This is a genomic window from Bradyrhizobium betae, from assembly GCF_004123905.1.
In the GTDB taxonomy this organism is placed as follows: domain Bacteria; phylum Pseudomonadota; class Alphaproteobacteria; order Rhizobiales; family Xanthobacteraceae; genus Bradyrhizobium; species Bradyrhizobium betae_A.
The window spans coordinates 171,316-189,543 of sequence record NZ_MZXW01000053.1 but is presented as its reverse complement, the minus strand read 5'-3'; the positions used below and the strand labels follow the sequence as shown (position 1 = coordinate 189,543).

17 protein-coding genes are annotated in these 18,228 nt (G+C 64.8%); 2 read left to right on the top strand and 15 right to left on the bottom strand.

Annotated elements, in window-relative coordinates; all coding sequences use genetic code 11:
- The first annotated feature begins 125 nt into the window (after nucleotides 1-125).
- A complete protein-coding gene (locus tag B5V03_RS36000; RefSeq protein WP_129275123.1) occupies nucleotides 126-1,460 on the top strand; it encodes a dicarboxylate/amino acid:cation symporter in 1,335 nt (444 codons plus the stop codon).
- Nucleotides 1,461-1,608: 148 nt separating this feature from the next.
- On the opposite strand, the gene B5V03_RS35995 is transcribed toward B5V03_RS36000, so the two are convergent.
- The 10 genes from B5V03_RS35995 to B5V03_RS35950 form a co-directional block, all read right to left on the bottom strand.
- Nucleotides 1,609-3,204, bottom strand: coding sequence for an ABC-F family ATP-binding cassette domain-containing protein (locus tag B5V03_RS35995; RefSeq protein ID WP_129275122.1), 1,596 nt, complete (start codon nucleotides 3,202-3,204; stop codon nucleotides 1,609-1,611).
- A 170-nt stretch (nucleotides 3,205-3,374) separates the two neighbouring features.
- The gene (locus tag B5V03_RS35990; protein ID WP_092034560.1) at nucleotides 3,375-3,722 is read right to left on the bottom strand and encodes a RidA family protein; all 348 of its coding nucleotides are present in this window, start codon (nucleotides 3,720-3,722) and stop codon (nucleotides 3,375-3,377) included.
- A gap of 15 nt (nucleotides 3,723-3,737) precedes the next feature.
- Entirely contained in the window at nucleotides 3,738-4,859 is a 1,122-nt protein-coding gene (locus tag B5V03_RS35985) for an NAD(P)/FAD-dependent oxidoreductase (protein ID WP_129275121.1), read from the bottom strand.
- Nucleotides 4,856-6,274: an NAD(P)/FAD-dependent oxidoreductase gene (locus B5V03_RS35980; protein WP_129275120.1), complete on the bottom strand. Its 1,419-nt coding sequence runs from the start codon at nucleotides 6,272-6,274 to the stop codon at nucleotides 4,856-4,858. Before B5V03_RS35980 ends, B5V03_RS35985 begins: the two co-directional genes overlap by 4 nt.
- Entirely contained in the window at nucleotides 6,271-6,567 is a 297-nt protein-coding gene (locus tag B5V03_RS35975) for a (2Fe-2S)-binding protein (RefSeq protein WP_129275119.1), read from the bottom strand. Before B5V03_RS35975 ends, B5V03_RS35980 begins: the two co-directional genes overlap by 4 nt.
- Before the next feature lie 19 nt (nucleotides 6,568-6,586).
- Nucleotides 6,587-7,723, bottom strand: coding sequence for an NAD(P)/FAD-dependent oxidoreductase (locus B5V03_RS35970; RefSeq protein WP_129275118.1), 1,137 nt, complete (start codon nucleotides 7,721-7,723; stop codon nucleotides 6,587-6,589).
- 8 nt (nucleotides 7,724-7,731) lie between these two features.
- Entirely contained in the window at nucleotides 7,732-8,538 is an 807-nt protein-coding gene (locus tag B5V03_RS35965) for an ABC transporter permease (protein WP_129275117.1), read from the bottom strand.
- On the bottom strand, nucleotides 8,535-9,410 hold the full coding sequence (locus tag B5V03_RS35960; RefSeq protein ID WP_129275116.1) for an ABC transporter permease: 876 nt from the start codon (nucleotides 9,408-9,410) through the stop codon (nucleotides 8,535-8,537). The genes B5V03_RS35965 and B5V03_RS35960 overlap by 4 nt, the downstream gene beginning before the upstream one ends.
- Nucleotides 9,407-10,447: an ABC transporter ATP-binding protein gene (locus tag B5V03_RS35955; RefSeq protein WP_129275115.1), complete on the bottom strand. Its 1,041-nt coding sequence runs from the start codon at nucleotides 10,445-10,447 to the stop codon at nucleotides 9,407-9,409. The genes B5V03_RS35960 and B5V03_RS35955 overlap by 4 nt, the downstream gene beginning before the upstream one ends.
- 25 nt (nucleotides 10,448-10,472) lie before the next feature.
- Entirely contained in the window at nucleotides 10,473-11,507 is a 1,035-nt protein-coding gene (locus B5V03_RS35950; protein ID WP_164988514.1) for an ABC transporter substrate-binding protein, read from the bottom strand.
- Nucleotides 11,508-11,783: 276 nt separating this feature from the next.
- On the opposite strand from B5V03_RS35950, the gene B5V03_RS35945 reads away from it, so the two are divergent.
- A complete protein-coding gene (locus B5V03_RS35945; RefSeq protein WP_129275113.1) occupies nucleotides 11,784-12,683 on the top strand; it encodes a LysR substrate-binding domain-containing protein in 900 nt (299 codons plus the stop codon).
- A 211-nt stretch (nucleotides 12,684-12,894) separates the two neighbouring features.
- Here B5V03_RS35945 and B5V03_RS35940 read toward each other — a convergent pair whose 3' ends face one another.
- Genes B5V03_RS35940 through B5V03_RS35920 form a run of 5 tightly spaced genes read right to left on the bottom strand, consistent with a single transcriptional unit; the run spans nucleotide 12,895 to nucleotide 18,223 of the window.
- Entirely contained in the window at nucleotides 12,895-14,268 is a 1,374-nt protein-coding gene (locus B5V03_RS35940; RefSeq protein WP_129275112.1) for an amidohydrolase family protein, read from the bottom strand.
- Nucleotides 14,265-15,848, bottom strand: coding sequence for an ABC transporter substrate-binding protein (locus B5V03_RS35935; protein ID WP_129275111.1), 1,584 nt, complete (start codon nucleotides 15,846-15,848; stop codon nucleotides 14,265-14,267). Before B5V03_RS35935 ends, B5V03_RS35940 begins: the two co-directional genes overlap by 4 nt.
- A 23-nt stretch (nucleotides 15,849-15,871) precedes the next feature.
- Nucleotides 15,872-16,528 (bottom strand): aspartate/glutamate racemase family protein, encoded by a 657-nt coding sequence (locus B5V03_RS35930; protein WP_129275110.1) that lies wholly within the window; start codon nucleotides 16,526-16,528, stop codon nucleotides 15,872-15,874.
- Nucleotides 16,529-16,536: 8 nt separating this feature from the next.
- Nucleotides 16,537-17,421 (bottom strand): polysaccharide deacetylase family protein, encoded by an 885-nt coding sequence (locus tag B5V03_RS35925; RefSeq protein ID WP_129275109.1) that lies wholly within the window; start codon nucleotides 17,419-17,421, stop codon nucleotides 16,537-16,539.
- Nucleotides 17,408-18,223, bottom strand: coding sequence for an ABC transporter substrate-binding protein (locus B5V03_RS35920; protein ID WP_007596398.1), 816 nt, complete (start codon nucleotides 18,221-18,223; stop codon nucleotides 17,408-17,410). The genes B5V03_RS35925 and B5V03_RS35920 overlap by 14 nt, the downstream gene beginning before the upstream one ends.
- Between the last annotated feature and the right edge of the window lie 5 nt (nucleotides 18,224-18,228).

Sequence of the window (18,228 nt, the reverse complement as noted above, 5' to 3'; positions counted from 1 at the left end):
CCGTTGCGGTGCAGCGATTGATCTTCGTGCGATCCGACAAAAATGTGATTGTCGCTTCTGCGGCAGCCATCACATGATGCAAATCATCAAATCTTGCAAAATCAATGCGTTCCGGGGCACACACTATGACACAAGTCGCGATCCAGCCAGCTATCCATCGCCGGCACCAGCCCTGGTACAAGATCCTCTACGTCCAGGTGCTGATCGCGATCGCGCTCGGAGTGCTGATCGGTTACTTCTATCCCAACCTCGGCAAAGAGCTGAAGCCGCTCGGCGACGGCTTCATCGCGCTGATCAAGATGATGATCGCGCCTGTCATCTTCTGCACCGTGGTGCACGGCATCTCCTCGATGGGCGACCTCAAGCGCGTCGGCCGGGTCGGGCTGAAGTCGCTGATCTATTTCGAGACGGTCTCGACCGTCGCGCTCGCCGTCGGCCTGTTGGTCGGCGAATTGCTCCAGCCCGGGCACGGCTTCAACATCGATCCCGCCACCATCGATCCGAAGTCGGTCGCGACCTACGTCACCAAGGCCAAGGAGGAGGGTATCGTCGCCCATCTGATGGCGATCATCCCCGACAGCTATGTCGGCGCGATCGCGCGGGGCGACCTCTTGCAGGTGCTGCTGATCTCGATCCTCTCCGGCTTCGCCATCGCCCTTCTCGGCAAGGCCGGCGAGCCGATTGCGGACGCGGTCGACAAGGCCGCAAAGATGTTCTTCGGCATCATTCGCCTCATCGTTCGCGTCGCGCCGATCGGCGCCTTCGGCGCAATGGCGTTCACCGTCGGCGCCTACGGCCTCGGTTCGCTGCTTAATCTCATAGCGTTGATCGGCACTTTCTATCTCACCAGCATCCTGTTCGTTCTGATCGTGCTGGGCTCGATCGCCCGCCTTGCCGGCTTCTCGATCCTGCGCTTCATCGCCTATATCAAGGACGAGCTGCTGATCGTGCTTGGCACCTCGTCGTCGGAGACCGTGCTGCCGCAGATGATCCAAAAGATGGAGCATCTCGGCGCCTCGCGCTCGGTGGTTGGCCTCGTGATCCCGACCGGCTACAGCTTCAACCTCGACGGCACCAACATCTACATGACGTTGGCGACGCTGTTTCTGGCGCAGGCGACCAACACAAATCTGACCATCTGGCAGGAGCTCGGAATTTTGGGCATCGCCATGATCACCTCGAAGGGCGCCTCGGGCGTAACGGGCGCCGGCTTCATCACGCTCGCTGCGACGCTCTCGATCGTGCCTGACATCCCGATCCAGTCGATCGCGATCCTGGTCGGCATCGACAAGTTCATGAGCGAGTGCCGCGCGCTGACCAATCTGATCGGCAACGGCGTCGCCTGCGTCGTCATCAGCATCTCCGAAGGCGAGCTCGACCGTGACGCTCTGCACGAGACCATGGCCCATCCGCTGGAGATGGGCGAAGCTTTGGAGCCGGGCGGCAGTGCGGCGTCGTAGGCGGCGCGCATCGCAAGCCAGCACAGCGGTAGTTTACCGGAGTGGTCAATTGGTGCAGACCGAGTCACAACGTCAGCGTTGGGATCACGGATTGATACTCATTTTTTCCGCCCGACGCGCTGTGGGCAGGGCGTCGGGTTTTTGATTTTTAGAGAGCCGCGTTAGCGACCAGCTCGATCCTGCGCGCGACCCCGATCGCCTCTAGGAACGCCTCGTCATGGCTGACGACGAGCAGCGCGCCATCATAGGCCCGCAAGCCTGCCTCGACGGCTTCGATGGACTCGATGTCGAGATGATTGGTCGGCTCGTCCAGGATCAGCAGTGACGGCGGCCTGGCTCCGCCGAACACGCAGGCAAGGCCCGCACGAAGCAGCTGTCCCCCGCTCAGGCTTCCGACGATCTGCAAGGCGGCATCGGCACGAAACATGAAACGCGCTAGCGCCGCATGGCACTCATTCGTGCCTGCCTTTGGGTTGAGACGCCCGAAATTGTCCAGGATCGAGAGCGCCGGATCGAGCAGGCTGACCTTCTGGTCGAACATTGCGAAATCAGGTTTGACCCGCACGGTGCCCGAAACAGGGTGCAACTCCCCCGAGATGAGCTTCAGCAGCGTCGTCTTGCCCGAGCCGTTCGGCCCGACGATCGCAACGCGCTCCGGCCCGACCATCGTGAAGGATAGGTCGCGCAAGACCACGCGCTCCCGATCATGGCCGGCACTGACCCGATCGAGGCAAATCACCTCCCGCCCCACCGGCAGGCTGGTCGAGGGCAGTTTCACGGTCAGCGGCTGGAGGATCTCGATGCGACGGCGCGCCGTATCGACGGCGTCGAGCGCGCCCGCGCGCCGCCGCTCGGCGATCTGCATCGACTTTCCGCCGGTGTCCTCGCTGCGATCCTTGCGTGCCCCGGCCAGGATGCGCGGCATGTCGCCCTTGGCGCTTTTCTTCCTGCCGCCGCTGTCCTTGCGCGCCTTCCGCTCCGCGGCCTCCTGCGCCCTCCCGTCGATCTCGGCGAGATGCTTCTCGGCGTGGGCAAGGTCGTGCCTGACGGCCGCGAGCTCAACGGCTTTCTGCGCGCGATAAACGCTCCAATTGCCGCCATACCGCCTTGCCCCGAGCGATGTCAGCTCGACGATGGCATCCATGATCTCGAGCAGGTCACGGTCGTGGCTGACGACGATCGCGCCGCCGCGCCAGCCGGCGAGGAGATCCGTCACCGCCTTACGTCCGTCCTGATCGAGATTGTTGGTGGGCTCGTCCAGCAGCAGGAAGTCGGGCTCGGCGAAGACCAGCGCGGCGAGACGAACCCGCGTGATTTGGCCGCCGGAGAGGCACGACAGCTCCGTATCAGGCGACGGATCAAAACCGAGACGCGCCAGAGCCGTTTCCAGCCGCGCTTCGAGGGTCCAGTCGATCGTGGCGATGTCGTCGGCCGAGGCGTCGCCCCGCTCCGCGCGGCGTAGCAGCGCCAGCGCCTGGCGGACGCCGAACAGATCGGCCACCGCCGCGCCCTTGAGGATCTGCACGTCCTGGCGCAGCAAGCCGATGGTGCCGTTGATCAGGATACGCCCGGAGTGGGAAACATGTTCGTCGGACATCGACGCAAGCAGCGTCGTTTTCCCGACGCCATTGCGGCCGACGAGACCGGTTCGCTCGGCCGCGAATGTCAGATCGATGTTGGAGAGAAGAGGACGGCCGTCAGGCGTGGACAGCGACAGGTTCGACAGGATGATCGATGCAGGCATGGAATTCCCCGTGAGCAAGGCGGATGGGCGTTGCGGTCGGGGTGAAATCCATGGGTTCGACGTTCCTGATTGAAGAACTCTCTAAGTAATCTCATCGAGGGGCGAGATCAAGGCGCGACGCGAAGGGACCACAGCGAACAATGCGCCGACGTCCCTTCGGCCCTTCGCGATCAACCCTTGAGCGCGGTGACCACCACCTCGATCAGCGCACCGCCGCCGAGATCGGCGACGCCGACGGTGGCCCGGGTCGGCAGATTGTCGCCGAAGAACTCGGTCCAGGCCGCGTCCATCTCCTTCTTCTTGGAGAGGTCCGTGACGAAGATCGAGGTGCTGACGACACGCGACTTGTCGGTGCCGGCTTCTTTCAGATAGCCGGCGATCTTGCCGAGGATGTTGCGGGTCTGGTCGCCCATCGAGACCGTGGTGTCGTCGGCAATGGTGCCGCCGACGAAGACGAAGCCGTTGGCTTCGACGGCACGATGCATGATGGGCGTGCGGATGCTGCGGGTGATGCTCATGATGTCCTCTTGTTGTTAGAGCGTGGTGGGATGAAAGCGGTCGATGCCGAGATCGCTGATGCGGGTCTGGGTGCCGCCATTGACGATCAGCTCCGCCATCACGGCGCCGGCGCCGGGGCCGAGCTGAAAACCATGCAGCGAGAAGCCGAACTGGTGATAGAGGCCCTTGTGACGGCTGCTCGGGCCGAACACGGGGATATCGTCCTTCATCTTGGCCTCGATGCCGGCCCAGGCGCGCACGATGGTCGCGCTGCGCATCACCGGGAACAGCTCGAACACGGTGCGCGCGCTGATGGCGAGGCTCTTCCAGTCCAGCACGGTCTCGTTGCGATCCTGATACGGCGTTGCGAGATGACCGCCGCCGATCAGCACGGTGCCGTTCGAGAATTGCTTGAACGAGAGTTTTCTCCCGCGCAGGATCACGACGGGGTCGATGAAGTGCGGTACGCGCGAGGTGATCATCAGCATCGGCGCGACGGTCTCGACCGGCACGGGTTCGCCGAGCGCAGCGGCGATCTTGCCGGCCCAGGCGCCGGCCGCGTTCACCAGCACCGGCGCGGCAAAGCTCTCCGAACCGACATCGACGTACCAGAGGCCGTCGCTGTAGCGGATGTTGGTGGCGGCTACGCCTTCGCGAACGGTGGCGCCAAGCTGCTGGGCTTTGCGCCGGAACGCCGTCGTCGTTTGCGCCGGATTGGCCGCGCCATCGCGGCGCGAGACCACGCCGCCGGGGCAGGTTTCCGCGACGGCCGGTACCAGCCGGCGCAGCTCAGCCCCGTCGATCAGCTCCTCATGGGTGAAGCCAAGCGCGTTGAGTTCAGCCACGCGCGCGCGGCAGACCGCGAGTTCCTCCTCGTTCTCGGCGACCAGCACCTGGCCGTAGCTTTCAAAACTGCAATCGTCGTCGAGGAGATCCGAAATCTTCTCCCAGATGCCCATCGAGCGGATCGAGAGCGGGATTTCCGGAATATGCCGCGCAAGCTGGCGCACGCCGCCGGCATTGACGCCTGAGGCGTGGCGGCCGGCATAGTCCTTCTCGATCAGCACCGGCTTCAGGCCGGCGAGGCACAGATGCAGCGTGGTCGAGCATCCGTGGATGCCGCCGCCGACGACGATCGCATCCACGTTCTGGGTCATCCGCGCACCACGGCCTTGACGTCGGCCCCGCTCTTCGGGACGGCGGCAAGCTCGGCGAGCGTGATCGGCTTCACCGGCGCGCGCAGCCGGTAGTAACCGATCTCCTGCGGGGTCTTGTTCCGCGCCTGCGCCATCAGCTCGGTGACCGTGAGGCCGCAGAGCCGGCCCTGGCACGGGCCCATGCCGGTGCGGCGATAGGCCTTGAGCTGGTTCGGCCCGGTCGCGCCGATCGCGACGGAGTCCAGAACGTCCTTCGCCGTCACCTCTTCGCAGCGGCAGACGATGGTGTCGCCCGTGGGAATGCGGAACTGCGGCGATGGGCGGAACAAGGTATCGAGGAAGACGCGACCGCGCTCGGCCTTGGCAAGCTCAGAACGGAGCGTCGCCATCGGCGCGAGCTTCGCGGCAGCCGCCGGCACCAACGCTTCCACCGCCGCGCGCGCGGCGATGCGGCCGCGCACCACGGCCGCATTCGCACCGCCAATGCCGGCGCCATCACCGGCGATCGCGATACCGGCGACCGATGAATTGCCGCTCGCATCGAGCACAGGCGACCAGCACAACTGCAAATCATCCCAGCGATGCTCGATACCGGCTGACATCGCCAGATTGACGTTGGGCACGACGCCCTGATGCAGCAGCAGCAGATCAGCCGGAATGGTCTCGCGCTTGCCGCCGGCGACATAGCTCACACTCGCGAGCTGGCCATCGCCAGATGCAGAGAGCTCGGTGATGCCGGAGACGACCTGCACCTTGGCCTTCACCTCGCGCATCATCGACAGGCCCTTGGCGAAATAGGGCGAAGTCACGAACGCGAGGGCGTGCGGCAGCGCCGCAAAGTAATTGCCGCGCTCGGTGGTATCGAGGATGCGGTCGATGCGGCCGCCGAGACGCAAAATCTGCGCGGCGAGCAGCCAGAGCAACGGCCCCTGCCCCGCGATCACCGTGCGTCCGTCCGGCACCAGCGCAGACGATTTCAGCATGGTCTGCGCCGCGCCGGCGGTCATCACGCCCGGCAGCGTCCAGCCCGGAATCGGGAACGGCCGCTCCAGCGCGCCGGTCGCGAGGATCATGCGCTTCGCCTTGACGAAGGCGGACGCACCACCGACGGAGACGGCGATGTCGAGATTGCGGTCGAGGCTCCAGACGGTCGCACGATGGATCACCTCGGCGCTGCTCGCGCGCAGCGACCGCACGAGATCGGCGCCGACCCAATAATCGGCGCCGAGCTGATTGCGGTCAGTCACCGGCGTGGACGAGATGGCGCGAAACACCTGGCCGCCGGGGCCGACATTCTCGTCGAGCAGCAGCGTCGAGAGGCCTGCTTCGGCGGATGTCGCGGCGGCGGCAAGGCCGGCGGGGCCGGCGCCGATCACGACGACATCGTAGTCTTCGCGCTTGGGAGCCACAGTCATCGTCCGATCTCCCGCTTGCCCTTCTGGATCTCGACCTGCATGCCCTCGGCGACGGGCACGAGGCAGCCCTGGCGATTGCCGACGCCATCGATGGTGACGAGGCAGTCGAAACACACGCCCATCATGCAATAGGGCAGACGCGGAGCGCCGCTCACTGCGGTCGAACGGCGTGCGTCGCAGCTCGATGCCAGCAGCGCGGCGGAGACGGTGTCGCCCTCGCGTGCCGCGACGGCAACACCGTCGACGAAGATTTGCACTGGCGGCCGTTTGTCCTGTTCGGATCGTTTGAACATCCTGGTTCCTTCAATATCCCTAGTAGCCGCTGTTGTTCGCGGTACCCGCGCCGCCAAAACGGCTGGCCGAGAATGCGCCAACCAGCTCCGGCTCGAGCGCGCCCTGCGCGACCATGCGGGCGATCTCGAACGCGTGGTTGGAGGCGAGCGTCACGCCGGAATGGCAGCAGGCGACGAAGGCGCCGGGATGCGTCTCCGACTGGTCGTAGATCGGAAAACCGTCCTGCGGCATGACGCGGATGCCGGCCCAGCTCCTGACCACGTTGAGTCGCGACAAATGCGGGAACATGCGCTGGGCGCGATCGGTCATCACCGCGCTGATCGAATGTTTCAGCGTGCGATCGTCCAGCTCGTCTTCCTTGCTGTCGCCGATCATCACCGTGCCCTCGTCGGTCTGGCGGATCGTGGTCAGCGGATGCGGCAGGAACGGCATGGTGCGCTCGGTCACCACGATCTGCCCGCGGGTCGGCCCCATCGGCGCGTAGAGGCCGACCATCGGCGCCAGCGTCTGGTTGGCATTGCCGGCGGCGAGCACGATCTTGGCGGCGCGTAGCTCGCCCTTCGGCGTGGTCAGGCGGAACTCGCCACCGCTCTTGCTGATCGCCGAGACCGGTTGCTCCGGAAAATAGTCGATGCCGAATGCCTTGAAACCGGTGTGGAACGCGCGAAAGGTGCGCAGCGAATTGACGTGGCCATCGAGCGGACAATAGCTGCCGCCGGAGACCTCCGGGCCGATCAGCGGCAGCGACTTCTTGACCTCGGATGCGGAGAGCATCTCCATCTTGTAATCGGCAGCACCGCTCTGGTTGTGCATGCGCTTGACCAGCTCGGCGCGCTGGCCGAATTCGTCCTCGCCGAGCGCCAGGTGAAAGCCGCCATTCTGCTGGAGGCTGACGTCGAGACCGGTCTGCTGCTTCAGCTCGGAGGCAAGCCGGCCCCACGCCTGCGACGCCTGCACAGTCCAGACCGTATAGGCCGGCATGCCCAGGCCCTTGCTCTGCACCCACACCAGCGCAAAGTTCGCGCGCGAGGCACGCTTGGTGATATCGCCTTCGTCGAGCACGGCCACGCTCTTGCCGAGCCGGCCGAGGCCCCAGGCGATGGCGGAGCCGAGCAGTCCGCCACCGACGACGGCGACGTCATATTCAGTTCGCATGAGTTCTCCTATCGTCCCGTATCGCCCTTGCCGGCGAGCACACGGTCGAGCCCGTAGAAGCGGTCGAGCAGAATGAGGGCGGTCATGGTAATCGCGATCACGCAGGCCGAGACTGACGTCACCAGCGGATCGATGTTGTCCTGGATATAAAGGAACATGCGCACCGGCAGCGTCTCGGTGCCGGGCGCGGCGAGGAAGACGGTCATGGTCAGATCATCAAAGGACTGGATGAAGGCCAGCGCCCAGCCGCTGATGACGCCTGGCAGGATCAGCGGCAGCGTGACGCGGCGGAACAGCGTCCAGCCATTGGCGCCGAGCGACACCGCGGCCATCTCGACCGAGAGATCCATGCCGGTCGCGGCCGCGAGCGTCAGCCGCAGCGCGAACGGAAACACGATGATGACATGCGCAATGATCAATGCTGCAAAACTACCGCCGAGGCCAGCCGAGGTGAAGAAGCGCAGGAAGGCGATGCCAAGCACCACATGCGGGATCATCAGCGGCGACAGGAACAGAGCTGCGAGCGCATCGCGGCCACGGAAGCGATAGCGCGCGAGCGCGAGTGCTGCGGGCACTGCGAACAACAATGCGACGAACGAGGACAGCGCACCCAGCCCAAGGCTCACCCAGAAGGCGTGGATGAATTCGGGGTAGTTCGCGATCGCCCTGAACCAGCGCAGTGAAAAGCCGTTGGTCGGCAGCGACAGAAAACCTTCGGGCGTGAAGGCGACCAGGCAAACCACGAGGATCGGCGCCACCATCACGATGACGAAGATGGTGTGGAAGATCAGCGCCAGCGGGCCGTTCCGGCTCATCGGAACACCTCCGCATAACGGCGCTCGATCAGCGCGTTGCTGCCGACCACGATCAGCACAAGTGCGACCAGCAGCAGCGTGGCAACGGCAGCGCCGAGCGGCCAGTTCAGCGTGTTGAGGAATTCGTCATAGGCGAGCGTCGCCGCGACCTTGAGCCGGCGCCCCCCGATGATCGCCGGCGTCGCAAACGCGCTGGCCGAGAGCGAAAACACGATGATCGCGCCCGACAGCACGCCCGGCATGATTTGCGGCATGATGATGCGGCGGATGATGGTCACAGGCCCCGCGCCGAGCGACATCGCGGCATTCTCGATCTGCGGATCGAGCCTTTGCAGTGCCGCCCATACCGACAGCACCATGAACGGCATCATCACATGTGCGAGCGCGACCACCATGCCTGTTTCGGTGAACATGAAGGGAATGGGGGAGCGGATGACACCGGCCGACATCAAGAGCTTGTTGACGAGGCCGTTGTTGCCGCCGAACAGCAGCGCCCAGCCGAGCGTGCGCGCCACCACTGAAATCAAGAGCGGACCGAGGATGACCAGCAGGAAAATGCTCTTCCAGCGGCCGCTCATGCGATTGAGGATGTAGGCCTCGGGCGCGCCGAGCAATGCGGTGAGCAGCGTGGTCAGGATCGCGATGCGAAAGGTCCGCCAGAACATCTCGGCGTAATAGGGATCAGTCGCGATCTCGTGCCAGTTCTTGAGGATGAAGACCGGCTCGATGCCCTTGTACTGGCCCCAATCGTGGAATGACAGCATCACCGTCATCGCCAGCGGAATCAGGAGCACGCCGACGAACAGCATCAAGGCGGGCGCGGTCAGCGCCCATGGCGCGCGCGCGTTGCGTTCATCAGCGGCCGTGCTCATGCGCCGGCCCTCGCGCGCACGCTCATATCCTCGGGCCGCCAGGTGAGGCGAACCGCATCGCCCTCGGCCGGCTGCGCCTGACCATCGTTCTGGCGGATCACAATCGCCGGGCCGCATTCGCTGTCGCATTGGAACAGCCAGTGATTGCCTTGGAAGATACGCGTCATGATTTTTGCGCTGAGCCCTGCATCGCCAAAGCCGATTCTTTCGGGGCGAACGCTGACGGTCACGGGACCACTGAGACCAGCCGGCGCCGGCGCGCGCCAGGAACCCGCCACGAGCTGCGTGGGCACGACAGTCCGGTCGATCGTCCCGGCAAAGTCATTCGTCTTGCCGAGAAATTGCGAGACGAAGGCAGAAGCCGGCCGCTCGTAAGTTTCCTGCGGCGTGCCGATCTGCTCGATCTTGCCTTGGCTCATCACCACGATGCGGTCGGACAGCGACATCGCCTCGTTCTGGTCGTGGGTGACCAGGATCGTAGTGGTGCCGATGGTGCGCTGGATCTGGCGCAGCTCGATCTGCATCTCCTCACGCAATTTTGCGTCGAGATTTGACAGCGGCTCGTCGAGCAGCAGCACGCTCGGCTTGATTACCAGCGCGCGCGCCAGCGCGACGCGCTGCTGCTGGCCGCCGGACATGCGGCGCGGATGGCGGTCCTCGTAGCCGGCGAGACCCACCATCGCGAGCGCGGCACGAACGCGCTCGGCCCGCTCGCCGCGCGGCACGTTGCGCATCTCCAGACCGAACGCGACGTTCTCCGCCGCGGTCATGTGCGGAAACAGCGCATAGCTCTGGAACACGATCCCGAGCCCGCGCTTGGCCGGATGGATCGCGGCCAGGTTCTTGTCCTCCAGGCGGATCGCGCCGCGCGTGGGGTCAACGAAGCCCGCGATCATCTGCAACGTCGTGGTCTTGCCGCAGCCGGACGGGCCAAGGAAGGAGATGAACTCCCCCTTGCCCACGGCGAGACTGAAGTCGTCGACCACAGTCTGCGCACCGAACTGTTTGGCGACCCGATCGAGCTCGAGATAGGCCATGACGCTTTCTCCGCGAACGATCAGATCAACGCTCGACCTCGCGGTTCCAGCGCTTGGTCCACTCCTCGCGCTTCTCGTTGATGACGGTCCAATCTGGATTATAGAGCTTTGCCGCGCGCTCACCGATCGGCGCCATCTTGCCGAGCTCCGGCGGGATCACCAGCGATTTCAGCACCGGGCCATAGCCGTAGTCCTTCAGCATCACGAGCTGGATTTTCGGCTCGAGCAACATCTTGACGAAGCTGGAGGCCAACGGCGAGGCGTTGGGCTTGGTGATCGGACACGCCGTCGTCAGCAGCGTTGCGGCGCCTTCCTTCGGATAGACGAAGTCGACGGGGAAGCCGGTATTGGCAAAGCTCTGCACACGACCGGTGCCCCACACCGCGATCACGGCCTGGCCGGACTGGAACAGCTCGGTCATCTTGCCCGGCGACGGCTCGTAGGCGAGCACGTTCGGATTGATCTGTTCCTTGAATATCTTGAAGCCGGAATCGACGTTGGTTTCGCCGCCGCCATTCATCTTCGACAGCATTACCAGCGCTTCGAGACCGTAGGTGTTGTTGATCGGCGGGATCACGAGCTGTTTTGCGTATTTCGTGTCCTTCAAATCGTTCCACGAGGTCGGCGGCGCCCAGCCTTTCTCGGCAAACACCTTGGTGTTGTACATCAGGCCGGTGGCGACGATGCCGATCGCAACGGCGCGATCGTCCTTGAAGCGCGCGGTGTCGTAGAGATCGGCCGGCAGTCCCTCGAGCTTGCCACAGAAGCCGAGCTGGATCGCCTGGTACATCGGACCGTCGTCGACGATGGCGACGTCGATCTGCTGATTGCCCTTCTGCGCCTGGAGTTTTGCCAGCGTGTCGGTGGAGTTGCCGGCGACGTATTCGACCTTGACCCCGTTCTCCTTCTCGAAGGCCGGGATCACCTCGTCGCGGATCGTCTTCTCGAACGAGCCGCCGTAGCCGGCGACATAGAGCGTCTTTTGCTGGGCCGAGGCGACCGACGGGGCGGCAATGAGCGCCGCAATGCTGACCGCTGTCAGAAGGCGAAGAGTCTTCATATGGACCGATCTCCAATACCGGAATGAGGTGACGTGCCGACGAGTCTCGCTGACCGAAGCGCCTGCCGCATTTCCTTCCGCGCAAATCCGCTTCCGATCAGGGCTCCGGCCCCTGTTCGGCGGGTTTTGGCGCGATGTGAAGGTTTGAACCCCTCCAATCTGCCGAAAAAGCGGGCTGTCTCCAGTCCTGATGAAAAAGATCGCAAACCTAGGCTTCCATCGTCCAATGAATAATGGCACCGTCTGCATGCCTAAATGTTATGAATAGGATGGTAGATGGCGCGGATCAATTCGCGGCAGGTCGAGGCCTTTCGGGCGATGATGCTGACCGGCAGCGTCACCGAGGCGGCCAAGCTGATGGCGGTGACGCAGCCGGCGGTCAGCCGGTTGCTGCGCGACTTCCAGGCATTGCTGAAAACCGAGCTGTTCGAGCGGCGCGGCACGGGCCTGGTGCCGACCGCCGCGGCGACCGCGCTCTATACCGAGGTCGAGCGTTCCTTTGTCGGCCTCGAACGCATCACTGCGGCAGCCGAGGAAATCCGCAGCCGCCGCACCGGCTCGCTGCGGATCGCAGCACTGCCGGCGCTGTCGAACGGCTATCTGCCGCGGCTCGCGGGACATTTTCTGAAGGAGCGGCCGAACCTCAACCTCGCCTTTTTCGGCGTGATCTCGCCGATCGTGGTCGACTGGGTGCTCAACAACCAATGCGACGTCGGCTTTGCCGAGGTGCCGATTGTGCATTCCGGCCTGCCCAGCCTGCGGCTGCCGGCGCTGGCGCGCGTCGCAGTTCTGCCGACCGGACATCGCCTCGCGGAAAAAGAAGTGCTGGAGCCCGGTGATTTCGAAGGCGAGACCTTCATCTCGCTGTCGGCTGGATCGGCGAGCCGCCATCTCGTCGACCAGGTGTTTCACCGTCACGACGTCCGCCGCGTACTGCGGGTGGAGACCGCGCTGTCGGAGATCATGTGCGGCATGGTGTCGTCGGGGCTTGGGGTCGCGATCTGCGACCCCTTCACCGCGCAGGAATTTTCCACCCGCGGCATCGTCGTGCGCCGCTTCCTGCCGCGCATAGACTTCGAATTCTCGGCGGTTCTCCCGGCGCAGCGCAGTGCCTCGCCGGTGGCGCTGGATCTGGTCGAGACCGTGCGCAAGGCGCTGGTTGAATTCGACGATTAGGCCGAACGCCTTTGGGTTAGAGCGATCTGGCCACGGGGTCGCTGCAACCTCTCCCGCTTGCGGGGGAGGTCGGCGCGGAGCGCCGGGTGGGGGTTCTCTCCTCTAGGGGAGTGTCCCGTTGCGGAGACACCCCCACCCCAGCCCTCCCCCCGCAAGCGGGAAAGGGAGCGCGCTTTCCTCGTGGCGACGATCTAGCGCCCAAAAGGAACGCTCAGCCGTTGAACGCCGCCTGCGCCTCGGGGAGATCCCAGATCTTGCCGATCGCGGCACTCCCTGCCGCCGTGATCGCGGCTTCGTCGGCGCCAAGAAAACGCCCCTCATCGACCAGCATGCGGCCGTCGACCATGGCCTGATCGATATTGGCGCGGTTGGCGAGCGCGATCAGCGCGCGGCGGGGATCGAACAGCGGCTGCAGATGCGGATGGGTGAGATCGACCACGGTGAGATCGGCAGTCGCGCCGGGCTCGATCCGGCCGAGATCGGGGCGCTTGATGACATCGGCGGCAACGGCCGTGTTCGCCTCGATCAGCTCCGGCGAGTTCGCGACATCGGCGCGCTGCGACGTGACCTTGGAGATCAGCGAGGCCGCATTGAGCTCACCGAGCAAATCCATGTTGTAGCCGTCGGTGCCGACCACGGTCCGTACGCCATGTTCGGCGAACCGGCTGAACGCTGCAGTGACGCCGGCGCGCGCAAATACGCGCGGGCAATTCAGGACGGTCATGCCGCGCGCGGCCATCAGCTTGAGATCGTCATCGCTGCTGAACATGCAATGCGCGGCCATCAGGTCGGGCGCCAGCAGGCCGAGCCAGTCGAGATATTGCGCCGGAGTGCGGCCGCCATAGCGCTTGCCGATGGTCTCGACCTCGGCGCGGCTCTGCGCCATGTGCGTGGTGATGGGCACGCCCAGCTCGCGCGCTCTCACCGCGCAGGCCTTCAGCAGATCGGGACCGCAGGTGTCGGTGGCGTGCGGGCTCATCGCGAGGCTGATGCGGCCGTCGCCGCGATTGTTCCAGCGCTGGTAGAGTGCGTCCCAGGTCGCCATGTCGGCGGTGCCATCGTCACCGGAATAGCGCACCACGCCATCGGCGCCGGCCTTGGCGTCCGACGTCGAGAACAGATAGGGCGCGCCGTAGAAGCGGATGCCCATCTCCTCGGCCGCGTCGAACATCTCGGGGATCGAATTGCGGAACGGCTCCATCACCGTGGTGGCACCACCCTTCAGAAGCTGAAGGATGCCGAGCCGCGCCACCGCCATGCGCTCTTCCGCCGACAAGATATCGGCGCCGCGCTTGGTCAACGGCAGCAGCACCGTATAGACGATGCTTTGGTTGTTCTTGCGGCCGTTGCCGTCCTCGGTGTGGCTGCGCGCCACGGCTTCAGAGAAGCAGTGATTGTGCAGGTTGAGCAAGCCCGGCAGCACGAAGCGGCCGGGGCGGTCGTAGACCTCATCCGCGTGCGGCTTGTCGCGCGTGACCGCGGCGATCTTCTTGCCTTCGACCAGAACCCAATGGTCGCGCAGCACATCCTGCGCGCCGTCCTTGCGTGACAGCACATAGCTGCCGAAGATTGCTTTGGTGCTCATGTGGGGCGTACGTTCCAGAAGACGGCGGTGCCGTCGAGAATGCCGGTGATGGCCTGGCGATAGGCGGTCGGCTGCTTGTACAGGCCGACCGGAATATAGGGGATTTCCTGGAAGGCGACTGCCTGGATCTCGCGGCAGATGCGCTGCTGCTCCGCGAGCGCGGAGGCCGCCAACCACTGGCTGCGCAAGGTCCCCATCTTCTCGCTCGCATACCAGCCGGCAACCTTGCCTTCGCCGCGGATATTGGTGTTGCCGGCAGGATTGAGCCAGTCGATGCCCTGCCAATTGCCGACCGCGGCGCTCCAGCCGCCCTGCCCGATCGGATCCTTCTTCAGCTGGCGCTGCAACACGACGGCGAAATCGAGCCCGGCATATTCGACGTTCATGCCGGCCTTGCGCAGTGAGTCGACAGCGATCTCGCCGAGCGGCTTCTGCGCCAGCGAGTTGGTGGGCACCAGCACCACGATCTTCTCGCCATTGTAGCCGGCGGCCTTGAGGTCAGCCTTGACCTTGGCATAATCGCGCGGGCCACGGAACACGTCGAGGCCGACCTCGCTCGCCATCGGCGTACCAGGCGCGAAGAAGCCGATCGGCGAGACCTGGAACGCCGGATCGGTGCCGGCCACCGCCGTCATGAACGCGGATTGATCGATCGCGCCCAACAACGCGCGGCGGATTGCTGGATTGTCGAACGGCGGCTGGAGGTGATTGAGGCGCAGCATGCAGGCGTAACCACGGGGATCGAGAATCCGCGTCTCGATGTCGCCGGCCGCCTTGATGATCGGCAACAGATCGTGCGGCGTGGTCTCCTGCCAGTCCTGTTCGCCGGTCTGGAGCGCGGCAACGCCGGTGCCGGCATCGGGCGTGGTGGTCCAGACCACGCGATCGTAATGCACGATCTTCGGCCCCGCGGTCCAATCCGGCTTGCCGTCGGTGCGCGGCTGATAGCGATCGAATTTGGCATAGGCGTTGCGGGCGCCCTGCACGCGCTCGTCGGCGAGATAGCGGAACGGACCGCTGCCGATGACTTCGGTCAGCGGCTTGAACGGATCCTGGCTCGCCAGCCGCTCCGGCATCATGAAGCAGGCATTGATCGCGGCCTTGCCGAGCGCCTGTGGCAGCAGCGGGAACGGACGCTTGAGGCGGAAACGGATGGTGCGGTCGTCGGCGGCCGAGAGCTCGGCGGTCGCCTCCATCAGCTCGCCGCCAAAACCGTCACGCGCCGCCCAGCGGCGGATGCTCGCGACGCAGTCACGCGCCAGCACGCGCTCGCCATCGTGCCAGAACAGGCCGTCGCGCAGGCTGAGGTCCCACTGGAGCTGGTCGCCGGAAATGGCGTGGCCCGACAGCATCTGCGGCGAGACCTGGAGCGAGGAGCTCATGCCGTAGAGCGTGTCGTAGACCATGAAGCCGTGGTTTCGCGACACCTGCGCGGTCGAATAGATGGGATCGACGAAAGCGAGATCGATGACGGGGATGAACCGCAACGTGCTCTGGGATTCAGCGCGCACAATGCCCGGCAGCGACAGCGCCGGCACGGCTGCGGCGGCCTTGAGGAGCGAACGGCGAGAGATAGGCATTCCAAAACGCTCCTGAGGAGATTTTACGTGTTCAACAAGACCGCGACAATCGCAGCGGCTACAGCCTGCTGTGCCGGCTCGATCACGGGCACGCCGATCGCATCCGCAATCGCCGCGCGATGCGAGGCCATGCCGGCGCAGCCCATCACCACGACATCGGCGCGGCACTGCGTCACCAGCGCGCGGCCGGCTTCGATCAGCCGTCCGCGGATGTCCGCGCCTGCCGTCTCCGCCGCGCTCGCACCGACCGACCAGCTTCCGGCGTAGCGGGTGTCGACGCCCATCACCCGCGCCATGCGCTGCTGGCGGCGGATGCTCGACGGCGACAGCGCGATCACGCCAAACCGTTCGCCCAGCATCAGTGCGCGAAAGATGCCGCATTCGGCGATGCCCATGACCGGGCGACCGCCAGCGGCTTCACGCACCGCATGCAGGCCGGGATCGCTGAAGCAGGCGAGCACGAAGGCATCCGCTTTATCGCGCGACACGCGGTTGACCAGCGGCATCACGACGCTGTCGGCGTCGCGCTGCGAGCTGATGCCGGGCGGTCCTTCGGCAAGACCGACCACCTCGATCTCGGGCCCACCGGCGATGCGCAGCGGCCCGACCGCGTCATCGATCGCCGCCGTCACCGACGCGGAAGAGTTGGGGTTGATGACGAGGATGCGACGACGGGTCATGGCTTTGCCTAGCGGTTGCTGGCCTCGTGGCGCAGAAAATTTTCCGCGATCTTCTCGCCGGTCGTGATCCAGACGTCCGGGCACGACTTTGCGTAGGTCAGGAACTCCCGCAGCAGGCGCAGCCGCATCGGACGGCCGCTGCATTGCGGATGCAGCACCGTCGTCACCATCGCGCCCCAGTCCCTGGTCTCATCCAGCTCGTCCTTCCAGATCGAGAGCACGTGCTCCTTGGGGAAGATCGAGCGCGGGCTGAAGCGCGCGGACAGGCCATGCATCCAGTCGTCATAGCTCGCGGTCACAGGCAGCTCGATCGTGCCGGGCTTGCCGTCGGCGAGGCGATGGCGATAGGGCCTGACATCGTCGCGGAACGAGGAGGTGTAGACGATGCCGTGACGCACCAGCGCGACGCGCAGCTCCTCGGTGAACTCGCCGTAAGGCGCTCGATAGCCGGTCGGCCTGACGCCGAGCCGGCGCTTCAGCGCCTCAAAGCCGCGCTCCAGCTCTTCCTCGATCCAGGGATCGCCAGGATCGGGCAACAGATGGTGATAACCGTGATGGCCGATCTCGTGACCGGCCTTGAGGATTGATTCCGCCATTGCCGGATGCGCGTCGACCGACCAGCCCGTGACGAAGAACGTCGCCTTGAGATCGAGCTGGTCGAGCAGCTCCAGCAGTTTTGGCGTGCCGACCCGCGCCTCATAGCCGCCATAGCTCATGGTGATGAGCCGCTGGGCGTGCACGGCGTCCTTGCTGGTCCACGCACTCTCGGCGTCGACGTCGAAGGAGAGGAACATCGCCGATTTATACGGCTTCGGCCAGGGATATTCGGGCGCGGGATCCGCGGTGTTGGCCGGAACGAGCGGGATGCTCTGGAGTGCCTTACTGTCCAGCATTGATGGTCGCCTTCTCTAATCCGTTGTCGTTCAGTTTCCACTTGGCAAGCAGGGTACGATAGGTGCCGTCCGCGATCAGCGCATCGAGCGCCTCGACCACCGCCTGCTGCAACGCCTTCTCCTTAACCGGCAGCGCGATGCCCGTGAACTGCGTCGCGAAGGGCTCGCCGACCGGCGCATAGGTGCCCGGCTCGAGATCCATCAGATAGGGCAGCGTTTCGTTGCCCTGCACGGCAGCGTCGATACGGCCCTGCCTAAGCTGGTTACGCGCATCGGCCGAGCCGTCGGTGCCGACGAACTGGATCGAATTGCTGCCGCAATTCTTCTGGCTCCACTTGTCGATCTCAGCCGGAAACATGGTCCGGCGGCTGGCGCCGACCTTCTTGCCGCATAGCGCCGCCATGTCCTTGAACTCGGACGCGCGGGACTGCTGCACGAAGAACTTTGGACCACTGCGCAAATAATCGACGAAGGAAGCGATCTCGTGCCGGCTCGCATAGTCGGTGAAGCCGGACAGGATGGCATCCACCCGGCCCGTCGAAATCGACGGCATGAACTCGGCAAAGCTGGTCTCGGTCCATTCGATCTTGACGCCGAGCTTGCGCCCGAGCGCCTCGCCGAGATCGATGTCGAAGCCCGACAGCGCGTTGGTGGCGGGATCGCGAAACTCCATCGGCGGATAGTTCGGCACCACCGCCACCTTGATGCTGCCGCGCTTGGCGATCTCCGCCGGCAGCTCGATGGCCATCGCCGAGACACTCATGGCACCGAACAGCGCCACAGCTACCAAAAGTCTCTTCATCAACA

Bases quoted from the DNA above. Each gene is read 5' to 3' on its own strand.
- B5V03_RS36000 (WP_129275123.1), top strand. From the start codon at position 126: ATGACACAAGTCGCGATCCAGCCAGCTATCCATCGCCGGCACCAGCCC.
- B5V03_RS35995 (WP_129275122.1), bottom strand. From the start codon at position 3,204: ATGCCTGCATCGATCATCCTGTCGAACCTGTCGCTGTCCACGCCTGAC.
- B5V03_RS35990 (WP_092034560.1), bottom strand. From the start codon at position 3,722: ATGAGCATCACCCGCAGCATCCGCACGCCCATCATGCATCGTGCCGTC.
- B5V03_RS35985 (WP_129275121.1), bottom strand. From the start codon at position 4,859: ATGACCCAGAACGTGGATGCGATCGTCGTCGGCGGCGGCATCCACGGA.
- B5V03_RS35980 (WP_129275120.1), bottom strand. From the start codon at position 6,274: ATGACTGTGGCTCCCAAGCGCGAAGACTACGATGTCGTCGTGATCGGC.
- B5V03_RS35975 (WP_129275119.1), bottom strand. From the start codon at position 6,567: ATGTTCAAACGATCCGAACAGGACAAACGGCCGCCAGTGCAAATCTTC.
- B5V03_RS35970 (WP_129275118.1), bottom strand. From the start codon at position 7,723: ATGCGAACTGAATATGACGTCGCCGTCGTCGGTGGCGGACTGCTCGGC.
- B5V03_RS35965 (WP_129275117.1), bottom strand. From the start codon at position 8,538: ATGAGCCGGAACGGCCCGCTGGCGCTGATCTTCCACACCATCTTCGTC.
- B5V03_RS35960 (WP_129275116.1), bottom strand. From the start codon at position 9,410: ATGAGCACGGCCGCTGATGAACGCAACGCGCGCGCGCCATGGGCGCTG.
- B5V03_RS35955 (WP_129275115.1), bottom strand. From the start codon at position 10,447: ATGGCCTATCTCGAGCTCGATCGGGTCGCCAAACAGTTCGGTGCGCAG.
- B5V03_RS35950 (WP_164988514.1), bottom strand. From the start codon at position 11,507: ATGAAGACTCTTCGCCTTCTGACAGCGGTCAGCATTGCGGCGCTCATT.
- B5V03_RS35945 (WP_129275113.1), top strand. From the start codon at position 11,784: ATGGCGCGGATCAATTCGCGGCAGGTCGAGGCCTTTCGGGCGATGATG.
- B5V03_RS35940 (WP_129275112.1), bottom strand. From the start codon at position 14,268: ATGAGCACCAAAGCAATCTTCGGCAGCTATGTGCTGTCACGCAAGGAC.
- B5V03_RS35935 (WP_129275111.1), bottom strand. From the start codon at position 15,848: ATGCCTATCTCTCGCCGTTCGCTCCTCAAGGCCGCCGCAGCCGTGCCG.
- B5V03_RS35930 (WP_129275110.1), bottom strand. From the start codon at position 16,528: ATGACCCGTCGTCGCATCCTCGTCATCAACCCCAACTCTTCCGCGTCG.
- B5V03_RS35925 (WP_129275109.1), bottom strand. From the start codon at position 17,421: ATGCTGGACAGTAAGGCACTCCAGAGCATCCCGCTCGTTCCGGCCAAC.
- B5V03_RS35920 (WP_007596398.1), bottom strand. From the start codon at position 18,223: ATGAAGAGACTTTTGGTAGCTGTGGCGCTGTTCGGTGCCATGAGTGTC.